The sequence below is a fragment of the Streptomyces sp. NBC_00247 genome, assembly GCF_036188265.1.
GTDB lineage: Bacteria > Actinomycetota > Actinomycetes > Streptomycetales > Streptomycetaceae > Streptomyces.
Genome location: NZ_CP108093.1, coordinates 2,651,839 through 2,672,925, shown reverse-complemented (window position 1 = coordinate 2,672,925; position 21,087 = coordinate 2,651,839). Strand labels below are relative to the sequence as shown.

The window sequence follows — 21,087 nt, the reverse complement described above, 5'->3', positions numbered from 1 at the left end:
CACGTCGCCCCGGGTCATCACCTCGGGGGCAGCGGCGGCCTCCGCAGGTCCGGGACCGCGTCGTACGTCGGCGGCGTCGCCGCGGGCCGCTCGTCCAGCAGCTCCAGTGCGAGGCGTACCGCGTCGTCCAGCACCGCGTGCCGGCCCTCCGCCCAGTCCAGCGGGGTGCGCAGCGCCTCGACGTCCGGCTCTACGCCGTGGTTCTCGACCGACCAGCCGTACGTGTCGAACCAGGCGGCGTTCATCGGCACCGTGATCACCGTGCCGTCCCCGAGCCGGTGGCGGCCGGTCATGCCGACCACCCCGCCCCAGGTGCGCTGCCCGACCACCGGGCCCAGCTTCAGCAACCGGAACGCGGCGGTGATCATGTCGCCGTCCGAGGAGGTGGCCTCGTCCGCGAGCGCCACCACGGGCCCGCGCGGCGCGTTCGAGGCGTACGAGACGGCCTGCGCGTTCCGGGTCAGGTCCCAGCCGAGGATCTTGCGGGTCAGTTTCTCCACCACCAGCTCGCTGATGTGGCCGCCCGCGTTGCCGCGTACGTCCACGATGAGGGCGGGCCGGGACACCTCCATCCGCAGGTCCCGGTTGAACTGTGCCCAGCCGGAGCCGCCGAGGTCCGGGATGTGCAGATAGCCGCACTTGCCGCCGCTCAACTCCCGTACGACCTCGCGGCGTTTGGCCACCCAGTCCTGATAGCGCAGCGGTCGTTCGTCCACCAGCGGCATGATCGCGACGCGGCGCGGGCGCCCTTGCCCGCCCGGCGGGAGGAAGGTCAGTTCGACCGTCGTGCCGCCCGCCGCGGTCAGCAGGGGGTAGGGGCCGGTGAGCGGGTCGACCGGGCGGCCGTCCACGTGGGTGAGGACCGCGCCCTCCCGGATGCCCGTACCGGCGAGCGGGGAACGGGCCTTGGAGTCGGAGGAGTCGCCGGGCAGGACGCGCCGGACGGTCCAGGCCCCGTCCCGGCAAACGAGGTTGGCGCCGAGCAGGCCGATCGCCCGCTGGTAGTGCGGGGGGCCCTCGTTGCGGCGGGCCGGGGAGACGTACGCGTGCGAGGTGCCCAGCTCGCCCAGGACTTCGCGGAGCAGATCGGCGAACTCGTCGGGGGAGGAGACGCGTTCGACGAGCGGACGGTACTGGTCGAGCACCCCCGACCAGTCGATCCCGCACATGTCCGGCTCCCAGAAGTAGGAGCGGATGATGCGCCCCGCCTCGTCGTACGCCTGCCGCCACTCCGCCGCCGGGTCCACCTCGTGCAGGATGCGGCGCAGGTCGAGATAGGTGGTGGAGTCGCTGTCGCCCGACTCGTTGGAGGGGACGGCCCGCAACTCCCCGTCGTCCATGACGACCAGCCGGGTCGCGTCGCCGCTGACCGCGAACCAGTCCAGGTGGTCCACGAGTTCGGTCCTGCGGGCCTTGGCGATGTTGAAGTGTTCCAGCGTCGGGCGGCCCGACATGTCCGCCGGGTTGGCGAAGGTCTCCCCCAGGGCCCCGGAGATGGGCCACCGCAGCCAGACCAGTCCGCCGCCGGCGACCGGGCGGAGCGCGGAGTACTTCGAGGCCGCGACCGGGAACGGTGCCACCCGGTTCTCCAGGCCCTCGAACTCGACGGTGACCGGCGCAGTCCCCTCGCTCGGACCGGCCTCCGGCAGGTCCAGCGGGTCGAGGCCGCCCGCCGCCGGGCGGCCGTCGGGCGAGAGCGCGAATGGCGACGGGGTCGCGGAGGAGAGCGGTACCAGGTACGGGCGGCAGCCCAGCGGGAACGAGAGGTCGCCGGTGTGGACGTCGTACACCGGGTCGAAGCCGCGCCAGGAGAGGAACGCGAGGTACCGGCCGTCCTCCGTGAACACCGGGTTCTCGTCCTCGAAACGGCCGTTGGTGACGTCCACGATCACCGGAGCGCCCGGTCCGGAGATCCGGGCCAGCTTGATCTGCCGCAGCGAACGGCCGATGCCGGGGTGCGACCAGGTGAGCCAGGCGCCGTCCGGCGAGAAGGCCAGGTCGCGGACGGGGCCGTTGACGGAGCGGATGAGCTCGGTGACCTCGGCGGGGGGCGCCGGTTCCTCGGCCGTACCCGTCGTACCGGCCGTGTCCGCTCCCTGCGCCGCGTCCGGTGCCCCGCCCGCAGGCTCAGGGCCCGCTCCCGAGGTCTCGGCGAGGGCGGCCACCGCCGTCTCCTCGACCGCCTCGGCCCGCTCGGCGACCCCCTCGGCCCGCGCGCGGAACACGTCCGCCCGGGTGGACCCGCCCGGCCCCGACGCCGGCGGCCCGGTGCCGTCCGCCGGTTCGCCGTCCGTCGGGGTGCCCGCCGCGGTGGCGTCCGCCTCGGCCGGGTCCGTCGTGTCCAGGAGCAGCAGCCGGCCGTCGTCCGAGGCGATGGCGAGGCGTTCGCCCTCCGGATCGGAGGTCATCTCCAGTACCCGGCCCAGTTGCCCGGAGGCGAGCCGCCGCACGGGGCGGTCGCCGGTGGCGCGGGGCAGCGCGGAGATCTCCACCGCGTCCTCTCCGTCCGCGTCGGTGACGTACGCGACCTGACCGCCGCTGCCGAGCATCTCCGGCAGCCGGACCCGTACCCCCGGGGTGTCGCTGATGGTGCGGGCGGGGCCGTCGCGGTGGGTGAGCCAGTACAGCGAGCCGCGCACGTTGACCGCGCTCGCCCGGCCGGTCTCGTCCACCGAGAGCGAGCCGACGTGGCTGGCGGCGGGCACCTGGTACGTACGGCGTCCGGTGCGCGGGCCGCCGAGCCGTACCTCCAGCTTCCGGGGGGTGGCGGCCGGGTCCTCCAGGTCGCCGGCCAGCCAGAGGTCGCCGGCGCACTGGTAGACGACGCGGGTGCCGTCGCTGGAGGCGTGGCGGGCGTAGAAGGCGTCGTGGTCGGTGTGGCGGCGCAGGTCGGTGCCGTCCATCAGGCAGGAGTAGAGGTTGCCGACGCCCTCGTGGTCGGAGAGGAACGCGATCCGCCGGCCGACGAACATCGGGGTGTCGAGATGCCCCCCGATGTCCGGCAGCAGCCGCTGACCGTGCAGCCAGAGCCGTCCGGTCGCACCGCCCCGGTACCGCTTCCAGGCGGCCGGCTCGTGCGGCGGTGTCCCGGTGAGCAGGAGGGTGCGGCGCTCGCCGTCGATGTCGGCGACGGCGATGTCGGAGACCGGGCCCCAGGGCAGGCGCCCGCCGGGGGAGCCGTCGGTGGGCACGCTGTAGGCCCAGGAGAAGTAGGAGAACGGCTGGCGGTGCGAGGAGACGGCCAGGATCTGCGCGCCGTCGCCGGTGTCGGGGGTCCAGCCGCAGACCCGGGCGTCGGTCGACCCCCAGTAGGTGAGGCGGCGCGCCGGTCCGCCGTCGACGGGGGCGAGGTGGATCTCGGGGTCGAGCGTGCGCCAGGTCGTGTAGGCGATGCGGCTGCCGTCGGGGGAGAAGCGCGGGTGGCTGACCCGGGTGCGGTCGGCGGTCAGTCGCCACGCGCGGCCCGGCCGGTGCCCGGCCGCGGCGAGGGGGGCGACCCAGAGGTCGTCCTCGGCCGCGAAACAGAGCAAGTCCTGGTGGAGGTGCGGGAAACGGAGATACGCGACGTCGTCACTCACCCCACCCATGCTTTCGGTGCGCGGGGCCCGGGGCAACTCGTGACGCGGGAAACGTGTGGCACACCCCACAAGCGAAACGGTCCCGTTTCGCTTCCCGCCCGACGTAGGCTCAGGTGTACGAAACGGTTTCGTTCCTGTGAGCGAGCCGTGGACCGGAGTACGGAAGGGGGTCGGCGCCCATGGCACGCACCAGGCTCACACCTGAACGCGAGAGCGAGCTGTTCGCGGCCGTCCTCGACCTGCTCCGCGAGGTCGGCTACGACGCCCTGACCATGGACGCCGTCGCGGCCCGTACCCACTCCAGCAAGGCGACCCTCTACCGCCAGTGGGGGAGCAAGCCCGAGCTGGTGGTGACTGCGATGCGGCACAACAAGCCGGTGCGGCTGGCCGACATCGACACGGGTTCGGTGCGGGGAGACTTCCTCGCCGTCGTGACCCGTACCGACGACTGTCGCATGGAACAGGACTCCGCGCTGATGCGGGGTCTGAGCCATGCCGTCCACGACAATCCCGATCTGCACCAGGCCCTGCGTGAGCTGCTGGTCGAGCCGGAGCTCTCCGGTCTCGCCGCGCTGCTGCGCAGGGGTGTGGAGCGGGGCGAGCTGAATCCGGAGAACCCGGCGCTCAAATACGTACCCCACATGCTGATCGGTGCGTTCGCCGCCCGGCAACTGGTCGACGGCCGCCCCGTCGACCAGGCCTTCCTTCTCGAATATGTCGACTCCGTGGTCCTCCAAGCCCTCGGCGTCTGACGTCCCCGGCCGCTCCCCGGCGGTCCGCTCCCCACCCGCTCCACCTGACACGCCGCTCTCGTCGTCGGGCTGGTTCCTCATGCCGAATTTCCCGCACACGACTTGACCGGGAGTCCGCCTCCGTGGCCACATTCCTTTACAAAATCGGGCGCCTCGCGTTCCGCAAGCGGGGCTACGTCGCCCTCATCTGGCTCGCCCTGCTGGCGATCGCCGGGGTCGGTGCCGCCACCGCGGCCACCCCTGCGGCCAGCTCCTTCTCGATACCGGGCACGGAGGCGCAGAAGGCCTTCGACCTGCTGGACCAGCGCTTCCCCGCCTCCCACGCCGACGGCGCCACCGCCCGGGTCGTCTTCCAGGTCCCGGACGGGCAGAAGATGAACGACCCGGCCAACAAGGCCGAGGTCGAGAAGATCGTCGCAGAGCTGAAGAGCGGCTCCGACCAGGTCGCCTCGGTGACCGATCCGTTCACGGCCAACGCCGTGAGCAAGGACGGTTCGACCGCGTACATCACCGTCTCCTACGACGACCCGTCCGCCAGCCTCACCGACGCGACCAAGGACGCCCTGCAGAAGGCGGGCGACCACGCCGAGGCGGGCGGGATGGCCGTGGCCGTCGGCGGTGACGCGCTCGAACCCGGCGCCGAAGGCGGCGCCACCGAGGCCATCGGCATCGTCCTCGCCGGCGTGGTGCTCGTCGTCACCCTGGGCTCGCTGGTGGCCGCCGGGCTTCCGCTGCTGACCGCGATCGTCGGCGTCGGTATCGGCGTCGCGTCGATCATGGCCCTCGCGAACGTGCTGGACCTGGGAACCACCACCTCCACCCTCGCGATGATGATCGGTCTCGCGGTCGGCATCGACTACGCGCTCTTCATCGTCTCCCGCTACCGGGCCGAACTGGCCGAGGGACGGGAACGCGAGGAAGCCGCCGGGCGGGCGGTCGGCACGGCCGGCTCCGCCGTCGTCTTCGCCGGGCTGACCGTCGTCATCGCCCTCGCGGGCCTTTCCGTCGTCAACGTGCCCATGCTCACCAAGATGGGCCTCGCCGCCGCCGGCACGGTCGTCATCGCCGTCCTCATCGCCCTCACCCTGGTCCCGGCCCTGATGGGCTTCGCGGGCAAGCGGATCATGGGCCGCAAGGCGCGCAAGGCCGCCGCCGCCGCGAACCGTCCCGACGCCAAGCCGAACGGCGGGACCCGCTGGGCCCGGTTCGTGCTGCGTCGCCCGGTGTGGGTCCTGGTCGTCGGCGTCCTCGGCCTCGGCGCCATCGCGCTGCCGGCCACCTCGCTGGAGATGGGCCTGCCGGACGACGGCTCCCAGCCCAAGAGCACCACGCAGCGCCAGGCGTACGACATGCTGTCGGACGGTTTCGGCCCCGGCTTCAACGGGCCGCTGATGGTCGTCGTCGACACCCGGCACAGCTCGGACGGCAAGACCGCCGTCAAGCAGGTCACCGACGAGATCGAGTCCCTCGGTCATGTCACGGCCGTCACCCCGGCCGTGTTCAACCCCGCCGGTGACACCGCGACGATCACCGTCATCCCGAAGGACCGGCCCAGCTCGGTCGGTACCGAAGAGCTCGTGCACTCGATCCGCGACGCGGGCGAGCACATCAAGAGCGACACCGGCGCCGAGGTCCTGGTCACCGGAGCCACCGCGATGACCATCGACTTCTCGCAGAGGATGAACGACGCGCTGATCCCCTACCTGGGGCTCGTCGTCGGCCTGGCCTTCCTCCTGCTGATCCTGGTCTTCCGCTCGATCCTCGTCCCGCTGAAGGCGGCCCTGGGCTTCCTGCTCTCGGTCGTGGCGGCGCTCGGCGCGGTCGTCGCGGTCTTCCAGTGGGGCTGGCTCGCCTCGCTGCTGGGTGTGGAGACGACCGGCCCGATCATGTCGATGATGCCGATCTTCATGGTCGGTGTGGTCTTCGGTCTGGCCATGGACTACGAGGTCTTCCTGGTCACCCGGATGCGGGAGGCGTACGTCCACGGCGAGACCCCGCACCAGGCGATCGAGACCGGTTTCAAGCACGGGGCCCGCGTGGTCACGGCGGCGGCCGTCATCATGATGGCGGTCTTCGGCGGCTTCATCGGCGCCACCGAGTCGATGATCAAGATGATCGGTTTCGGTCTCGCGATCGCCGTCTTCTTCGACGCCTTCGTGGTCCGCATGGCGATCGTCCCCGCCGTGCTCGCCCTGCTGGGCAAGCGCGCCTGGTGGCTCCCGCGCTGGCTGGACCGCGTCCTGCCGAACGTCGACGTCGAGGGCGAGGGGCTGCGCAAGCACCTCCCGGCCGACGGCGGCGACCCGGCCGGCGGTGAACGCGAGCTGAGCCGGGTCTGACCCCCGACGGCCGCCGGGCCCACCGGCCCGGCGGCCCCACCGGACTCCGGGGCCGCGCCTGAGCGGGGCGCGGCACCCGGACGCACCGGCATCTGTGGGGACGGGTGCCGGTGTGACGACAAGCCCCCCGTGCGAGCGGCACGGGGGGCTTGTCGTCGTACGTGCGGGGGCGCGGGCTCAAGCGGAGGGGTCCGGCGCCCGGCGGAGCGGTACGGGCTCAGCGTCCGGCGGCGGCGGGCGGGGCGGTCTCGGTGTGGGTGCGGCCCAGGAAGCGCTGGAGCGCGGCGTTCTCGATCTGGAAGACCTCGACTCCGCCGGTCGAGTGCAACTCCAGCACCAACTGCGCCCGCCCGGCGGGCCAGAGGCGCACCTCGCCGCTCTCGACCGGCGCGTTCATGCCGTCCTCCAGCAGTTCGCGGCGCAGCGCCCAGTCGGCGCCGCCGTCGAAGACGAGATGGACGGTGCCGGGGTCGCCGTCGGCGTCGTAGCGCAGGTCGACCGGGACCGGGCGTGTGAGCGGGCCGTCGGTGATGAGACGGGCCCGGGTGTGTTCTTCGATCACGGGGGACATCGGCCGACTCCTCCTGTTATTAACGCTTTGCACTCTAATGTCCCATATTTCACGGCGCGTGCGCCGCGCGTAAATGTGGGGAATGCGCTCTTGCGCATCATTCGCAAGAAAACCCTATGATTGGCGGGTTCATGGCCTGCCCGGGTCGCAGACCCTGGTCGCAGCCTCGTCCTCGCCGACCCCGCAGAAGCGGAGCCCTCCCATGCATGTACCCGACGGATTCATCAACGCACCTGTCTCCGTGGCCACCGGAGTCGTCGCCGCGGGCGCCGTCGCGGTCAGTCTGCGCGGCGCCCGCCGCGAGCTGGGCGAGCGCACCGCCCCGCTCGCCGGGCTGATGGCCGCCTTCATCTTCGCCGTGCAGATGCTGAACTTCCCGGTCGCCGCCGGCACCAGTGGGCATCTCCTCGGCGGGGCGCTGGCCGCGATACTCGTCGGGCCCTACACCGGGGTCCTCTGCGTCACCGTGGTGCTCCTCATGCAGGGCATCCTCTTCGCGGACGGCGGCCTCACCGCCCTCGGCGTCAACATCACGGACATGGGCGTCGTCACCACCGTCGTCGCGTACGTGGTCTTCCGCCTGCTGATGCGCGCCCTGCCGCGCCGCCGGTCCACCGTCACGGTCGCCTCCTTCGTCGCCGCGCTGGTCTCCGTGCCCGCCGCCGCCGTCGCCTTCACGCTCATCTACTGGATCGGCGGCACCACCGACATCCCCATCGGCGAGGTCTTCAAGGCGATGGTCGGCCTGCACGTCCTCATCGGTATCGGTGAAGCCGTCATCACCGCCGCCACGGTCGGCGCCGTCATCGCGGTCCGCCCGGACCTGGTGCACGGGGCCAAGGGCTTCGCCGCGCCGCTCAAGCTCCGCGTGGACGGGCAGCTGGTCGACGCGGCCCCCGCCGCCCCCGCCGCGAAGCCCGCCGTCGGCGTCGCGACCCGGTCCACGCGCGGTCTGCTGGCCGGCGGCCTGCTCACGGCGCTCGTGCTGGCCGGCTTCGTCTCGTACTACGCCTCCTCCAGCCCCGACGGCCTGGAGAAGGTCGCCACCGACAAGGGCATCGACCGGAACGTCGAGGAGCACGCCTCCGCCGACTCCCCGCTCGCCGACTACGGCGTCAAGGACGTGGACGACGCCCGCCTCTCCGGCGGACTCGCCGGGGTCATCGGCGTCGGTGTCACCGTCGTCGTGGGCGGCGCGGTGTTCTGGGTGGTCCGCCGCCGCCGGGTCGACGGTACCGACGTGGCCGCCGCGGAGGCGGACGCGTCGCTCGCCGAGAAGGTCTGAGGTACTTCCATGGGCGCCGGCCACGCGCACCGTCTCTACCGGCACGGGCACTCGCCCGTCCACCGGCTCCCCCCGCACTGCAAACTCGCCGCCGTCTGCTGCTTCGTCCTCGTCGTGGTCTCCACCCCGCGCGAGGCGGTGTGGGCGTTCGCGCTGTACGCGGTGCTGCTCGCCGCCGTCGCCGCGGTGGCCCGCATTCCCGCCGGGTACCTGCTGAAGCGGCTGGTCGTCGAGGTCCCGTTCGTCGCGTTCGCGCTGCTCATGCCGTTCTTCGTGCCGGGGGAGCGGACCGAGTTCCTCGGCCTCCACCTGAGCGTGGCCGGGCTCTGGGGCGCCTGGAACGTCCTCGCCAAGGGCACCCTCGGCGTCGCCGCCTCGGTGATCCTCGCCTCCACCACCGAACTCCGCGCCCTGCTGCTGGGCCTCCAGCGGCTCCGGCTGCCGCCGCTCCTCGTACAGATCGCGTCCTTCATGATCCGGTACGGGGACGTCGTCACCGACGAGATGCGCCGGATGTCCGTCGCCCGCCGCTCCCGCGGCTTCGAGGCGCGCGGCGTACGCCAGTGGGGCGTCCTCGCCAAGTCGGCCGGCGCCCTCTTCATCCGCTCCTACGAACGTGGCGAGCGGGTCCACCTGGCGATGGTCAGCCGCGGGTACGCGGGCACCATGCCCGTCATCGACGAGGTGACGGCCTCCCGCACCCAGTGGGCGTACGCGGCGGCGCTCCCGCTGCCCGCCCTCGTCGTCTGCGCCCTCGGCTGGGCCCTGTGACGGGCCAGCGTCCCGGGGCGTCCCGCGGGCACCCCGCACCTTCACCCTCCTGCCGCACGTCTGCTGGGATGAGCACATGAACAGCCCGACCCCCACCGATCCGCCCCTCACCCCCGTGCCGCCGTCCCTGGAGGTCAGCGGCCTCGCCTACGCCTACCCGGACGGGCACCAGGCGCTCTTCGGCGTGGACCTGACCGTCGGCCGGGGCGAGCGCGTCGCACTGCTCGGCCCCAACGGCGCCGGGAAGACCACCCTCGTCCTGCACCTCAACGGCATCCTCGACGCGGGCGCCGGAACCGTCCGGGTCGCCGGGCTCCCGGTCGAGAAGCGGAACCTCGCGGAGATCCGCCGCCGCGTCGGCATCGTCTTCCAGGACCCCGACGACCAGCTGTTCATGCCCACCGTCCGCGAGGACGTCGCCTTCGGCCCCGCCGCCTCCGGGCTGCGCGGCGCCGAACTGGAGGCCCGGGTCACCGCCGCCCTCACGCAGGTCGGCATGGCCGAGTACGCCGACCGCCCGCCGCACCACCTCTCCTTCGGGCAGCGCCGCCGGGTGGCCGTCGCCACCGTCCTCGCCATGGAGCCCGAGATCCTCGTCCTCGACGAGCCCTCCTCCAACCTGGACCCGGCCTCCCGCCGCGAACTCGCCGACATCCTCCGCTCCCTGGACGTCACCGTCCTGATGGTCACCCACGACCTCCCGTACGCCCTGGAGCTCTGCCGCCGCGCCGTCGTCCTCAGCGACGGGGTCATCGCCGCCGACGGACGTACGCAGGACCTCCTCCTCGACGAGGAGCTCATGCGCGCGCACCGGCTGGAGCTGCCCTTCGGCTTCGATCCAGGTTCCGTGACCGTAAACAGCAAGTGACCCGCCTCCCGTCGGACCCGCGCGGCCATGCAGGATGGGGGGATGAGCGGGAGCGCGGAAACAGGCGTGGACGTACGGGGCACGGTGGCCCCCGGATTCGAAGCGGTCCGGGACGCCTTCGTACGGAACTTCGAACAGCGCGGTGAGCGCGGCGCTGCCGTCGCCGTCTACCGCGACGGGCGCAAGGTCGTGGACCTCTGGGCCGGTACGAGAGACGTGGACGGCACCGAACCCTGGGCGGTCGACACCGTCCAGGTCGTCCGCTCGGCGGGCAAGGGCATCGCCGCCGCCGTCCCCCTGATGCTCCACCAGCGCGGCCAGGTGGACCTGGACGCCCCGGTCGGAACGTACTGGCCCGAGTTCAAGGCGAACGGCAAGGAGCGCGTCCTCGTGCGCGAACTCCTCGCCCACCGTGCCGGCGTCCCCGCCCTGGACCGCCCGCTCACCCCCGCCGAGGCCGCCGACGGCCACACCGGCCCGGCCGCCGTCGCCGCCCAGCGGCCCCAGTGGGAACCCGGCACCGACCACGGCTACCACCCCCAGACCTACAGCTGGCTCATCGGCGAACTCGTCCGCCGGGCCACCGGCCGGACCATCGGCCGCTGGATCGCCGAAGAGATCGCCCGCCCCCTCGGCCTCGACTTCTGGTTCGGGCTTCCCGCCGACGAAGCCCACCGCATCGGCCGGATCGGCCCCGTCGAACCACCCTCGACCGGCGACCCCGGCGCCCTGCGGATGCGGCCCAAGCGCGCCGTCACCGAGGCGTACGCCGACCCGCACTCCCTCACCCGCCGTGCCTTCGGCGCGATCCACCCCGACCCGGACGAGAACGACCCCGCCTACCGCACCGCCGAACTCCCCGCCTCCAACGGCATCGCCACCGCTCGCGCACTGGCTCGCTGCTACGCCGCGATGATCGGCGAGGTCGACGGCCACCGCCTCTTCGCCCCCGCCACCCTCACCCTGGCCCGCACCGAGGAGTCCTCCGGGCCCGACCGGGTCCTCGTGGTCAACACCCGTTTCGGACTGGGGTACATGCTCCACGGCCCGGCCGCCCCGCTGCTCGGCCCCGGTTCCTTCGGCCACCCCGGACGCGGCGGCTCCCTCGGCTTCGCCGACCCCGAGTCCCGTATCGCCCTCGGCTACGTCACCAACGGCCTCCAGAAGGGAGTCACCGCCGACCCGCGCGCCCAGGCCCTGGTCCGGGCGGTGCGCTCGGTGCTCTGAGGCGTCCCACCCCGGCCGTGCGGCAGGTCAGGTCAGGGCGACCGGGTTGGTGAGTGCCGCCATGTGCCCGCGCGGATCGCGCACTTCGGCGCGGACGAAGCCCGACTCCTGTGCGGTGGTACGCCATTCGACTTCGCCGGAGCCCTCCGGCGAAAGCTCGGTGTGGTGGACCGCTCCCCGTTCGGTGTGGAAGGAGACGGTCGCGGACGGGACGCCCCGCACCCGTGCCCGTACGACGACCTCCCGGCCACCGGTGTCGAGGCATCCGCCCACCTCCGCCGTCTTCGCACCGGCCGTGGCGGTGAACGACACGTCCACGGCGGCCGATCCGGCGATCCAGCTCCGCCCCGCACGGAGGGCGGCGAGCACGGCGGACGTACTCAGCTCCTCCGCGAACACGACGGTGTGCGGGACTCCGAGCTGCCCCGCCAGATGGGTGTCACTGTTGCCCACCGCCGGCCGCCACCGCCCCCGGTGGACGTCGGCTGCCAGGCCCCGCCCCCACTCGGCCAGAGCCGCTTCGTTGTCCGCGTTCCAGGGCAGGTCCGACGTCCAGAGTCCGTTCCACACCTCGACCGTGTCGAAGCCCTCGTACGCGTACGCGAACGTGCCCGACGGGTACGGCGCGTGGGGATGCGCGGCCACGCAGATCCCGCCGGCCCGGTGTACCCGGTCGAGGTGGGCGCCGATCAGCCCGTCCCGCACCCCGTACTCCCCACCGACGACCTCTCCCGGCCCGATGCCGAGCGCGAGCCAGTGCCCGGTCGCCGTCGTCACCTCCTCGCCCAGGATCACCAGGAGGCCGGCGTCGGCCTGCTCGGCCCACACCCCGTGCGCCGCAGCGGTGTTGTGGTCAGTGGTCGCGACGAAGTGGAGTCCCGCCGCCCGCGCGGCGGCCGCCGGCTCCGCCGCGGTCAGCTCTCCGTCCGAGTGCACCGAGTGCACGTGGCAGTCCCCGCGGTACCAGCCGCCCATCAGCCCCCCGTCCCGAGCGCCTCGGCGTGCGCACGGTCCGATTCTCGCCCGACTCCACCCCCGGCGGCGGCGATTCGACGCAGCACCCGTGACCCCATGCCACCCTCCGCAGTACGGTCGCCCCATGACGACACCCCTCTCCTTCGCGCGTTTCGACGGCCACGCCGTCCTCATCACCGGAGCGGGACAGGGAGTCGGCGCCGCCACAGCCCGCCGACTCGCCGCCGAGGGGGCGTCGGTGCTCGTCACCGACCTGGACCCCGCCCGCGCCGCCGCCACCGCCGCGCGGATACGGGACGAGGGGTGGGCCGCCGACTCCCTCGCCTGCGACGTCGGGGACCGGACGGCCGTGGAGGCGGCGGTGGCGTACGCGGTCACCGCCTTCGGCCGCCTCGACGTCCTGGTGAACAACGCCTACGCGGCGGGCCCGGACGCCGAACTGTTCGAGGACGAGGACGACGAGGAGTGGCAGCGCCGCCTCGACATCACCCTCGGCGGCGCCTTCCGCTGCTCCCGCGCCGCCCTTTCGCACCTCGCCGCCTCCGGCCGGGGCGCGATCGTCAACATCGGCTCGGTCAACGGCGAACAGGACTTCGGCGGTCACGCCTACAGCGCCGCGAAGGCGGGACTGGCCAGCCTGACCCGTACCCTCGCCGGCCACGCCGGACCGCGCGGGGTGCGCGTCAACCTCATCGCCCCCGGCACCCTGCGCACCGACGCCTGGGCGGGCCGCGAGGCCGACCTCGACCGGGCCGCCGCCCTCTACCCGCTCGGCCGCGTCGGCGAACCGGACGACATCGCCGCCGCCGTCGCCTTCCTCGCCTCCGGCGACGCGTCCTGGATCACCGGCACCACCCTCCGCGTGGACGGCGGGCTGCTCGCCGTCCACACCGGCTTCAAGCGGGCGACGGGAGAGGAGTGAGCGGACGGCCGGGCATCAACCCGCGTGCAGCATCAGCCCGATGCCGACCACCATCAGCCCGGCCGCCGCGATCCTGGGGGCGCCGAACCGCTCCTTGAAGAGCAGCGCGCCCAGTGCCGCGCCCACGATGATCGAGGACTCCCGCAGCGCCGCGACGGGGGCGAGCGCGGCACGGGTCTGGGCCCACAGCACCAGCCCGTACGCGAGCACCGAGAGCGCCGCCCCGCCCAGTCCCCGCAACGCCAACGGGCGAAGCTGGGACACCAGTTCACCGCGCCGGAGGAAGAGGGCGTAGGCCGGCACGGCCAGGCCCTGCGCGATCATCAGCCAGGCGACGTACCCCAGCGAACTCCCCGACGCGCGTACCCCGACGCCGTCCACCGTGGTGTACCCGGCGATGGCGAGGCCCGTCCCGAGCGCCGCCACCAGGGCCGGCCAGTCCGGGCGGCGGCCGGAGCCCCGGATGCCCCAGAGGGCGAGGCCGACCAGGCCCGCCGAGGCCACCGCCACACCCGCCGTGGCCCAGGCGCCCGGCCGCTCGCCGACGAAGACGGCCGCCAGAAGGGTCACCACGAGCGGGGCTGTACCCCGGGCGATCGGATACATCTGGCCGAAGTCGCCCAGCGTGAACGACCGCATCAGCAGCAGCATGTACGCGATGTGCAGCAGCGCCGAGACGCCCAGGTACGGCCACGCCGCCGCGTCCGGGAACGGCAGGAACGGCGCGGCGACCGCGCTGATCAGCAGCCCGCCGCCGGAGATCAGCGTGAAGGAGAGAAGCTGGTCCTTGAGGGCGTGGGCCAGGGCGTTCCATCCGGCGTGGGTGAAGGCCGCCAGCAGTACCGCACCCACGACCAGTGGGGTCACGCGGTCCGCTCGCGCACGTCCACCACCGTGCCGCCCGCGTGGGCGATCAGACTCTTCGGATCGAGCGGGAAGACCGTGTGCGGAGTTCCCGCCGCGGCCCACACGACCGGGTGATCGAGCAGCCCTCGATCGGCCAGCACCCGGGGCTTCGTGACGTGCCCGAAGGGCGGTACGCCTCCGATCGCGTACCCGGTCGCCTCGCGGACCACGTCCGCCCCCGCGCGCTTCACCTTCGCCGCGCCCAGCACCTCGCGCACCCGCTCGACGTCCACCCGCGAAGCTCCGTCCATCAGGACCACCACGGGGTCGCCGTCGGCCACGAACACGAGGGACTTGGTGATCTCGGCCTGGTCGCAGCCGATCGCGGCGGCGGCTTCGGCGGCGGTCCGGGTGGCGTCGGGAAAGCGGCGCACCTCGACCTGGAGCCCCGACTCAGCCAGTGCGGCGGCGAATCGCGGGTGCGCCTCGGCGTGCGCGGCGGGGGCGGTGGGCTGCTGGGACCCGGCGTCGGAGCCGGTGGCGGAAGTGCTCATGATCCGCAGGCTACTCGCGCGAACGGGCCGTGCGCAGCACCGTACGGGCGCAGGGGAACGGCCCCGCACGCCGCGGTGCGCCGGTCCACGACCCGGACCGGCGCACCTGCAACAGGTCCAGCGGTGCTGCGGGTTCACCCCGCGCCCAGCACCGCCGCGACGACGGGGCCGGCCGCGTCGCCGCCGTGGCCGCCGGACTGGACGACTCCGGCCGCCGCGAGGTCGCCACTGAATCCGGTGAACCAGCTGTTGGAGGTTGCCTGCCCTTCGACCTCCGCCGAGCCCGTCTTGGCGCCCTTGTCACCGCCCACCGAGCTCATGGCCTTCGCGGCGGTACCCCACGAAGCGGTGGCCCGCATCATGGAGTTGAGCTGCTGGACGACTGAGGTCGGCAGTGAGCGTGAGGCCGTGGCGAGCGGCCGCCCGTCCAAGTCCTGGGGCACGATGACCGGCTGGTGGAACGTTCCGGTGTGGGCGGTTGCGGTGATGGACGCCATGTTGAGTACGTTCATCTGGATCGTGCCCTGTCCGATGTACTGGGCGGCGGCCTCACCGCCCACCTCCTCGGGCACACTGCCGTCCCAGGTGGTGACGCCGGACTTCCAGTCCAGACCTATCCCGAAGACCTCCTTCGCCTCCTTCGCGAGCGCCGAGTCGTCATCCACCTCGTCGATGAGCTTGATGAAGCCGGTGTTGCAGGAGTTCGCGAATGTCTGGGTGAGGGTACTGCCGTCCGGGAGCGTGAAGTTGTTCAGGTTGTGGAAGGTGCGGCCTCGCCACGTCGCTTCTTTCGGACACTCGACGGCCCCGTTCGCCGTGGCTATGCCGCGTTCCAGCAGCATCGCGGCGGTCACGATCTTCATCGTCGAACCGGGTGCCTGCTGGCCTTCGAGTGCCACGTTGAACTCGGTCGCGGGATTGTTGGCGACCGCCCGGATGGCCCCGGTGGACGGCCTGACCGCGACTACGGAGGCCCCGCTGAACTGCTTCACGGCATTTTCGGCCGCGGCCTGCATCTTCGCGTCGATGGTCGTCTGGACCTTGCCGGGCTTGCCCTTGGCGAGAGTGAGCAGGGTGATGTCGGGGGTGGCCTCGTCCGCACCCTGGATCCACGTCTCGATGCCGGCGGTGCCGCCCGCCTTCTCCCCGTATTTCTTGCGGAGCGTGGCGATGACCGGCGCGAGCGACGGGTACTTGTCCGGGGTCAGGACCACGCCGTTGCGGTCCACCGCCTCGATTTCCGGTGAGGACGACTCTCCGGTGACGAGCGTCGCGCCCTTGGTCAACTTCGGGTGCACGACCGTGGGTTGCCAGTCGACGAGCGGCTTGCCGGTGGTCAGCCCGCGCACCACGGTCAACTTGGAGGAGTAGGAGAGCGGCTGGCTCTTCCCCTCGAACGAGACGGTCCCCTTCACCGTGTACGGCACCGTCGCCCCGGCCGCCGGGCCCGGGGTGATCACGACGTTCTCGATGTGCGCCTCGGTGGAGTACCCGGTCAGTACGGGCTCCGCGTCCACCGGATTGTTCGTCAGCTGCGAGGCGGCGGGCCCGTTCCCGGACGACCAGGCGGCGAAGAACGCCTTCGACGTCGCGGCGATCTCCTTCGTGTCCGGTGGCCCGGTCCTCACCTCGGCGGGCGCGTCGGCCGAGGTGATGCCCCCGCTCCCGTCCTCGAACAGCACGGTGTACGCGCCATAGCTCAGCCCCCCGGCCACCAGCACGAACACCCCGCCGACAATGGCGACTTTGGCTCCGCCTCGCATGGTTGTGGTCCTTCCCCCGTGATCTTTCTTGAACGTGTTCAATAACCTGCCTGCGCGGAAGACTGTACGGGACATGCGTCGCGCGGGTGAAGGTTGTTACCAGACCGGGACGATGGCCGGGATCGGCGATGGGGAGCGCTCTCCCGATGGGTGGCCGGTTCTCGTCGGTGTGTGGTGCGTGGTGCGTGGTGCGGGTCGGAGCGGCGCCGCCCCGCCCGGAGGGCTTCTCGCGCAACGTTCACCCGTCCGTCAGCCGCCCAATGTGGTCATGGGCCTGTCAGTTCGGTGGAATCGGGTCATGGGAGACCACGGGCACCGTCATGCGCACGGGCACGACCATCATGGACACCACGACGGACACAACGGGCCGGGCTCCGGCGAGCGGGTCCCCGCACCGGGCCGCAGGACCGTGCTCGGCGCCGCCGCCGGAGCGATGCTCTTCATGGCGGCGGCGCCCGGCACCGCCCGGGCCGGGCTTCGCTGATCACGCGGGGGACGACCCTCGTCCACGCGGACCTGCACAACCACACCGCGATGTCGGACGGCGACGGGGACCCCGCGAACGCCTTTTCCTCGATGCGCGGCGCGGGCCTCGACGTGGCGGCACTCACCGACCACAGTGGCGTGTTCACCATCGGGGGCCTCAGCTCCGCCGAGTGGAAGCGCACGAGCGCCCCGTGGGCGGGAGGGCCCGATCACCGACCGGGCCCTCCCGCCCACGTTCGGGGCGGCTACACCCAGCTGTCCAGCCACATCCGGTTCCGCCACGCGTCCTCCGGGATCGGTGTTCCGGTGTAGAGCGGCCAGAAGTAGATGAAGTTCCACACGATCAGCAGCACCAGCAGCCCCGCCGCCACCGCGCCGATCGCGCGGCGGCGTTCGCCGGTGGGGTCGGAATCGGAAGTGGACAGACCCAGTTCGGCGCGGGTACCGGCGCCCGCGGCGGGGCCGATCATCGCGCCGATCATCATCGTGACGGCGAGACAGAGGAACGGCACGAAGACGACCGCGTAGAAGAAGAAGATCGTGCGTTCCTGGTAGAAGAACCACGGCACCCACCCCGCCGCGACCCCGCAGGCGATGGCGCCGGCCCGCCAGTCGCGGCGGAAGAGCCAGCGCCAGAGCACGTAGACGAGGGCGAAGCAGGCCGCCCACCAGAGCAGCGGGGTGCCGAGGGCGAGGACCTCGCGGGCGCACTTGCCGGTCGCCGAGTCGGTGCAGCCGGGCTCCTCGTAGAAGTACGAGACCGGGCGGCCCAGGACGATCCAGCTCCAGGGGTTCGACTGGTACGTGTGGCCGGAGGTCAGGCCGACGTGGAAGTCGTAGACCTGCCGTTCGTAGTGCCAGAGGCTGCGCAGCCAGTCGGGGAGCCAGGTCCAGCCGCCGCTGCTGCCCTCCGCCGTGTCCGCCCAGTGGCGGTCGTACCCCTTGTCGGTGATCAGCCAGCCCGTCCAGGAGACGAGGTACGTGGCGAGGGCGACCGGGACCGTGGAGACGAAGGCGGGCACCAGGTCACGGCGCAGGACCGCCGCGTACGGGCGGACGGCTCCGGCGGTGCGGCGGGCGCCCACGTCCCAGAGGACCGACATGACGGCGAACGCGGCCAGGACGTAGAGGCCGTTCCACTTGGTGCCGAAGGCGAGGCCCAGCATCAGCCCGGCCGCGAGCCGCCAGGGCCGCCACCCCAGGCGCAGGGTCTGGGCGATCAGGGTGTCCGGGCGGAGCACCCCCTCCTCGTCGACGGGGAGGGCCTCGGCGAGCTTGCGGCGGGCCCAGTCGCGGTCGTTGACCAGACAGCCGAAGGCCGCGACCACGAAGAACATCAGCACCAGGTCGAGCAGGGCGGTGCGGCTCATCACGAAGTGCAGCCCGTCCACCGCGAGCAGTCCGCCCGCCAGGCAGCCGAGAAACGTCGAGCGGAACATCCGGCGCCCGATGCGGCACAGCAGCAGCACCGAGAGGGTGCCGAGCAGGGCCACCATGAACCGCCAGCCGAACGGCGTGAAACCGAACATCTGCTCGCCGAGCCCGATGATCCACTTCCCGACCGGCGGATGCACCACGTATCCGGGGTCGACGGGGACCTTCACCCGGGACGGGTCGTTCAGGATGACCTTGTCGATGTCCTTGGGCCAGGCGCCCTCGTATCCCTGCTTGATCAGGGCCCAGGCGTCCTTGGCGTAGTACGTCTCGTCGAATATCACCGCGTCGGGCTGCCCCAGCCGCCAGAAGCGCAGCACCCCGGCGACCAGCGTCACCAGCAGCGGGCCGCCCCATCCCGACCACCGCTCCAGCCGGGCCGCGAGGGCCGGCGGCACGCCGAGGACCCCCCAGGTGCGGGGGCTCGGCCGGTTGTAGGGAGGGATGAGGCGCTCGCGCAGCCCGATGTCCTTCCGGGGCACGTGGCCGAAGCGGTGCAGCCGCCGCTCCCAGGGAGAAGGCTGCTCGCCGGAGAGCTCGTCCCCGGCGTCGTGGCCCTGCCGGGCGTCGGGCGCAGTACTCGTCACCGCGCCATCGTAGGGAAAACAGCTGTGCGACGGGGGCCGCCGGGGCTGGGAGGATGGTTCCCGTGACTGAAACGCCTGGAACGACCGGACCGCAGGGAACACCGACGACCGGAAAGCCGACGACCGGAAAGCCGACGGCCGGGACGCTGGTTCTCGCGGGGACCCCCATCGGCGACGTGGCGGACGCCCCGCCGCGTCTCGCCACCGAGCTGGAGACGGCCGACGTCGTGGCGGCCGAGGACACCCGGCGACTGCGCCGCCTGACCCAGGCGCTCGGCATCCACACCACGGGACGGGTCGTCTCGTACTTCGAGGGGAACGAGTCCGCCCGCACCCCTGAGCTGGTCGAGGCGCTGACCGGCGGCGCGCGGGTGCTGCTGGTCACCGACGCGGGGATGCCGTCCGTCTCCGACCCCGGCTACCGCTTGGTCGCCGCCGCCGTCGAGAAGGACATCAAGGTCACCGCCGTGCCCGGCCCCTCGGCGGTCCTCACCGCGCTGGCGCTGTCCGGACTGCCCGTCGACCGGTTCTGCTTCGAGGGCTTCCTGCCCCGCAAGGCGGGCGAGCGCCTCGGCCGCCTCCGCGAGGTGGGCGACGAGCGCCGCACCATGGTCTTCTTCGAAGCCCCGCACCGCCTGGACGACACCCTCGCCGCGATGGCCGAGGTCTTCGGCGCGGACCGCCGGGCCGCCGTGTGCCGCGAGCTGACGAAGACGTACGAAGAGGTGAAGCGCGGCCCGCTCGGCGAGCTGGCGGTGTGGGCGGCCGAGGGCGTACGCGGTGAGATCACCGTCGTCGTGGAGGGCGCGGGCGACACCGGCGCCGAGGAGCTCGACGCGGCGGAGCTGGTGCGCCGGGTGCAGGTCCGCGAGGAGGCTGGGGAGCGCCGCAAGGAGGCCATCGCCGCCGTCGCGGCCGACGCCGGGCTGCCCAAGCGCGAGGTGTTCGACGCGGTGGTCGCCGCGAAGAACGCGGCCCGCACACCGGGCGCCTGAGCGGCCCTTCGGCCGTACCTACTCCGTCAGCAGCCCGTGGACCGTCGCCACGAACGGGTCCCTGAACGACACCCGCCGGGTGCAGACGGCGGCCAGCGCCGTCCCGGTGTCCGGGCAGTAGCCGAGGAACGCCTGCTGCCCGGGGGTCGCCCCGGCGTGGAAGTTCACCGGGCCGTGCGGTGTGGCGTGCTGGAACCACGTCAGCGTGTGGGTGTGGGCGTGGCGTGAGCCCCGGCGCAGCACCGGGTGCCGCATCCCCGCGAGCGCGGTGGCGAGGGAGGCGTCCGGCGGAGGCACGAACGGTGTGACCCCGGCGGCCCCTGTCCCGGCGTACGCGCCGCTCGCCGCGAGGTGGGCCTCCAGGAAGGTGAGCAGGTCGTGCGGGGTGGAGCGGACGGCGCCCGCCCCGGCGAACCCGCCGATGCCGAGCACCGGCGCCGGGCTCCCGCCGCGCCGGTGGCCGACCGCGTCGGCGCCGGGTCCGCCCGGGGCGAGCGAGGTGGCGTCCAGGTGCAGCGGGGCGAGTACTTCCCGGTGGACGAGGACGTCCCAGGGGGTGCGGGTCGCGGCGGCGAGGGTGTGGGCGAGGACCGAGACGGCGAAGTTGGAGTAGTGCCAGCGGGTCCCGGGCGCGTGGCGCGGGCGGGCCCGCAGGAAGGCGCGGACGACCCGGTCGGTGGGGTAACCGGCGTACGGAGTGGTGGTCCAGCGCGGTACGGCCTGCGGGTAGAAGTCGGCCGGCAGCCCCGGCAGCCCCGAGGTGTGGGTGACCAGATGGCGCAGCGTGATCGCCCGTACGGACGGGTGCACCGGGTGTCCGGGTGCCAGGAGTTCGGCGGCGGGGGCGTCGTACGAGAGCCGGCCTGCGGCGACCAGCCGGGCGAGCAGCAGCCCGGTGAAGGTCTTGGACGCCGAGCCGAGCTCGTACCGGAGCCGGTCGCGCGGCCGGTCCTCGGGCGGTGGTGCGGTGCCGGTGGTGTGCAGGGTGCGCCGGCCGTGGCGGCTGAGCGCGAGCACCAGGTCGGGCGCCGGTCCGATCCGCGCGGCCGCCAGGGCCAGCAGCCGCGCGTCGGCCCCGGCGTCCCGGTCGGCCGGGTCGGGGAGCCCGGTGACGCCGGGGCCGACGGGACCCTC

At 72.8% G+C, this 21,087-nt stretch carries 17 protein-coding genes; 9 read left to right on the top strand and 8 right to left on the bottom strand.

Translation table 11 applies throughout. The features are described from left to right. Positions 1-17 precede the first annotated feature (17 nt). Complete coding sequence (locus tag OHT52_RS11085) at positions 18-3,578, bottom strand: S41 family peptidase (protein WP_328719974.1); 3,561 nt, start codon at positions 3,576-3,578, stop codon at positions 18-20. Positions 3,579-3,757: 179 nt separating this feature from the next. Here OHT52_RS11085 and OHT52_RS11080 point away from each other — a divergent pair, with 179 nt between their 5' ends. After that, positions 3,758-4,330 (top strand): TetR/AcrR family transcriptional regulator, encoded by a 573-nt coding sequence (locus OHT52_RS11080; protein WP_328719973.1) that lies wholly within the window; start codon positions 3,758-3,760, stop codon positions 4,328-4,330. 122 nt (positions 4,331-4,452) lie between these two features. Continuing rightward, positions 4,453-6,669 (top strand): MMPL family transporter, encoded by a 2,217-nt coding sequence (locus OHT52_RS11075; protein ID WP_328719972.1) that lies wholly within the window; start codon positions 4,453-4,455, stop codon positions 6,667-6,669. A 217-nt stretch (positions 6,670-6,886) separates the two neighbouring features. On the opposite strand, the gene OHT52_RS11070 is transcribed toward OHT52_RS11075, so the two are convergent. Further along, positions 6,887-7,240 (bottom strand): SsgA family sporulation/cell division regulator, encoded by a 354-nt coding sequence (locus OHT52_RS11070; protein WP_328719971.1) that lies wholly within the window; start codon positions 7,238-7,240, stop codon positions 6,887-6,889. Between the two features lie 202 nt (positions 7,241-7,442). On the opposite strand from OHT52_RS11070, the gene OHT52_RS11065 reads away from it, so the two are divergent. The 4 genes from OHT52_RS11065 (at position 7,443) to OHT52_RS11050 (ending at position 11,391) form a co-directional block, all read left to right on the top strand. Next, positions 7,443-8,525 (top strand): energy-coupling factor ABC transporter permease, encoded by a 1,083-nt coding sequence (locus OHT52_RS11065; protein ID WP_328719970.1) that lies wholly within the window; start codon positions 7,443-7,445, stop codon positions 8,523-8,525. 9 nt (positions 8,526-8,534) lie between these two features. After that, a complete protein-coding gene (gene cbiQ / locus OHT52_RS11060; RefSeq protein WP_328719969.1) occupies positions 8,535-9,296 on the top strand; it encodes a cobalt ECF transporter T component CbiQ in 762 nt (253 codons plus the stop codon). 76 nt (positions 9,297-9,372) lie between these two features. Then, positions 9,373-10,164: an energy-coupling factor ABC transporter ATP-binding protein gene (locus OHT52_RS11055; RefSeq protein WP_328719968.1), complete on the top strand. Its 792-nt coding sequence runs from the start codon at positions 9,373-9,375 to the stop codon at positions 10,162-10,164. A gap of 66 nt (positions 10,165-10,230) precedes the next feature. Then, positions 10,231-11,391, top strand: a complete 1,161-nt coding sequence (locus OHT52_RS11050; protein ID WP_328723693.1) for a serine hydrolase domain-containing protein — start codon at positions 10,231-10,233, stop codon at positions 11,389-11,391. A gap of 27 nt (positions 11,392-11,418) precedes the next feature. Here the strand turns inward: OHT52_RS11050 and OHT52_RS11045 are convergent, their stop codons facing one another. Continuing rightward, positions 11,419-12,366 (bottom strand): CehA/McbA family metallohydrolase, encoded by a 948-nt coding sequence (locus OHT52_RS11045; protein WP_328719967.1) that lies wholly within the window; start codon positions 12,364-12,366, stop codon positions 11,419-11,421. Between the two features lie 124 nt (positions 12,367-12,490). On the opposite strand from OHT52_RS11045, the gene OHT52_RS11040 reads away from it, so the two are divergent. Continuing rightward, entirely contained in the window at positions 12,491-13,288 is a 798-nt protein-coding gene (locus OHT52_RS11040; protein ID WP_328719966.1) for an SDR family NAD(P)-dependent oxidoreductase, read from the top strand. A gap of 15 nt (positions 13,289-13,303) precedes the next feature. Here the strand turns inward: OHT52_RS11040 and OHT52_RS11035 are convergent, their stop codons facing one another. The 3 genes from OHT52_RS11035 to OHT52_RS11025 form a co-directional block, all read right to left on the bottom strand. Then, positions 13,304-14,155, bottom strand: a complete 852-nt coding sequence (locus tag OHT52_RS11035; RefSeq protein WP_328719965.1) for an EamA family transporter — start codon at positions 14,153-14,155, stop codon at positions 13,304-13,306. Next, positions 14,152-14,688 (bottom strand): YbaK/EbsC family protein, encoded by a 537-nt coding sequence (locus OHT52_RS11030; RefSeq protein ID WP_328719964.1) that lies wholly within the window; start codon positions 14,686-14,688, stop codon positions 14,152-14,154. Before OHT52_RS11030 ends, OHT52_RS11035 begins: the two co-directional genes overlap by 4 nt. A gap of 134 nt (positions 14,689-14,822) precedes the next feature. Next, a complete protein-coding gene (locus OHT52_RS11025; protein WP_328719963.1) occupies positions 14,823-16,451 on the bottom strand; it encodes a penicillin-binding transpeptidase domain-containing protein in 1,629 nt (542 codons plus the stop codon). A 298-nt stretch (positions 16,452-16,749) separates the two neighbouring features. Between OHT52_RS11025 and OHT52_RS11020 the strand changes: the two genes are divergently transcribed. Further along, positions 16,750-16,935: a hypothetical protein gene (locus OHT52_RS11020; RefSeq protein WP_328719962.1), complete on the top strand. Its 186-nt coding sequence runs from the start codon at positions 16,750-16,752 to the stop codon at positions 16,933-16,935. A 247-nt stretch (positions 16,936-17,182) separates the two neighbouring features. Here the strand turns inward: OHT52_RS11020 and OHT52_RS11015 are convergent, their stop codons facing one another. Then, positions 17,183-18,958, bottom strand: coding sequence for a dolichyl-phosphate-mannose--protein mannosyltransferase (locus OHT52_RS11015; protein ID WP_328719961.1), 1,776 nt, complete (start codon positions 18,956-18,958; stop codon positions 17,183-17,185). A gap of 146 nt (positions 18,959-19,104) precedes the next feature. Here OHT52_RS11015 and rsmI point away from each other — a divergent pair, with 146 nt between their 5' ends. Continuing rightward, positions 19,105-19,953 (top strand): 16S rRNA (cytidine(1402)-2'-O)-methyltransferase, encoded by an 849-nt coding sequence (gene rsmI / locus OHT52_RS11010; protein ID WP_328723692.1) that lies wholly within the window; start codon positions 19,105-19,107, stop codon positions 19,951-19,953. Positions 19,954-19,971: 18 nt separating this feature from the next. Here rsmI and OHT52_RS11005 read toward each other — a convergent pair whose 3' ends face one another. Then, positions 19,972-21,015, bottom strand: a complete 1,044-nt coding sequence (locus OHT52_RS11005; protein ID WP_328723691.1) for a serine hydrolase domain-containing protein — start codon at positions 21,013-21,015, stop codon at positions 19,972-19,974. Positions 21,016-21,087: the final 72 nt, after the last annotated feature.

Bases quoted from the DNA above. Each gene is read 5' to 3' on its own strand.
- OHT52_RS11080 (WP_328719973.1), top strand. From the start codon at position 3,758: ATGGCACGCACCAGGCTCACACCTGAACGCGAGAGCGAGCTGTTCGCG.
- OHT52_RS11070 (WP_328719971.1), bottom strand. From the start codon at position 7,240: ATGTCCCCCGTGATCGAAGAACACACCCGGGCCCGTCTCATCACCGAC.
- OHT52_RS11065 (WP_328719970.1), top strand. From the start codon at position 7,443: ATGCATGTACCCGACGGATTCATCAACGCACCTGTCTCCGTGGCCACC.
- cbiQ (WP_328719969.1), top strand. From the start codon at position 8,535: ATGGGCGCCGGCCACGCGCACCGTCTCTACCGGCACGGGCACTCGCCC.
- OHT52_RS11055 (WP_328719968.1), top strand. From the start codon at position 9,373: ATGAACAGCCCGACCCCCACCGATCCGCCCCTCACCCCCGTGCCGCCG.
- OHT52_RS11045 (WP_328719967.1), bottom strand. From the start codon at position 12,366: ATGGGCGGCTGGTACCGCGGGGACTGCCACGTGCACTCGGTGCACTCG.
- OHT52_RS11040 (WP_328719966.1), top strand. From the start codon at position 12,491: ATGACGACACCCCTCTCCTTCGCGCGTTTCGACGGCCACGCCGTCCTC.
- OHT52_RS11030 (WP_328719964.1), bottom strand. From the start codon at position 14,688: ATGAGCACTTCCGCCACCGGCTCCGACGCCGGGTCCCAGCAGCCCACC.
- OHT52_RS11025 (WP_328719963.1), bottom strand. From the start codon at position 16,451: ATGCGAGGCGGAGCCAAAGTCGCCATTGTCGGCGGGGTGTTCGTGCTG.
- OHT52_RS11020 (WP_328719962.1), top strand. From the start codon at position 16,750: ATGGGAGACCACGGGCACCGTCATGCGCACGGGCACGACCATCATGGA.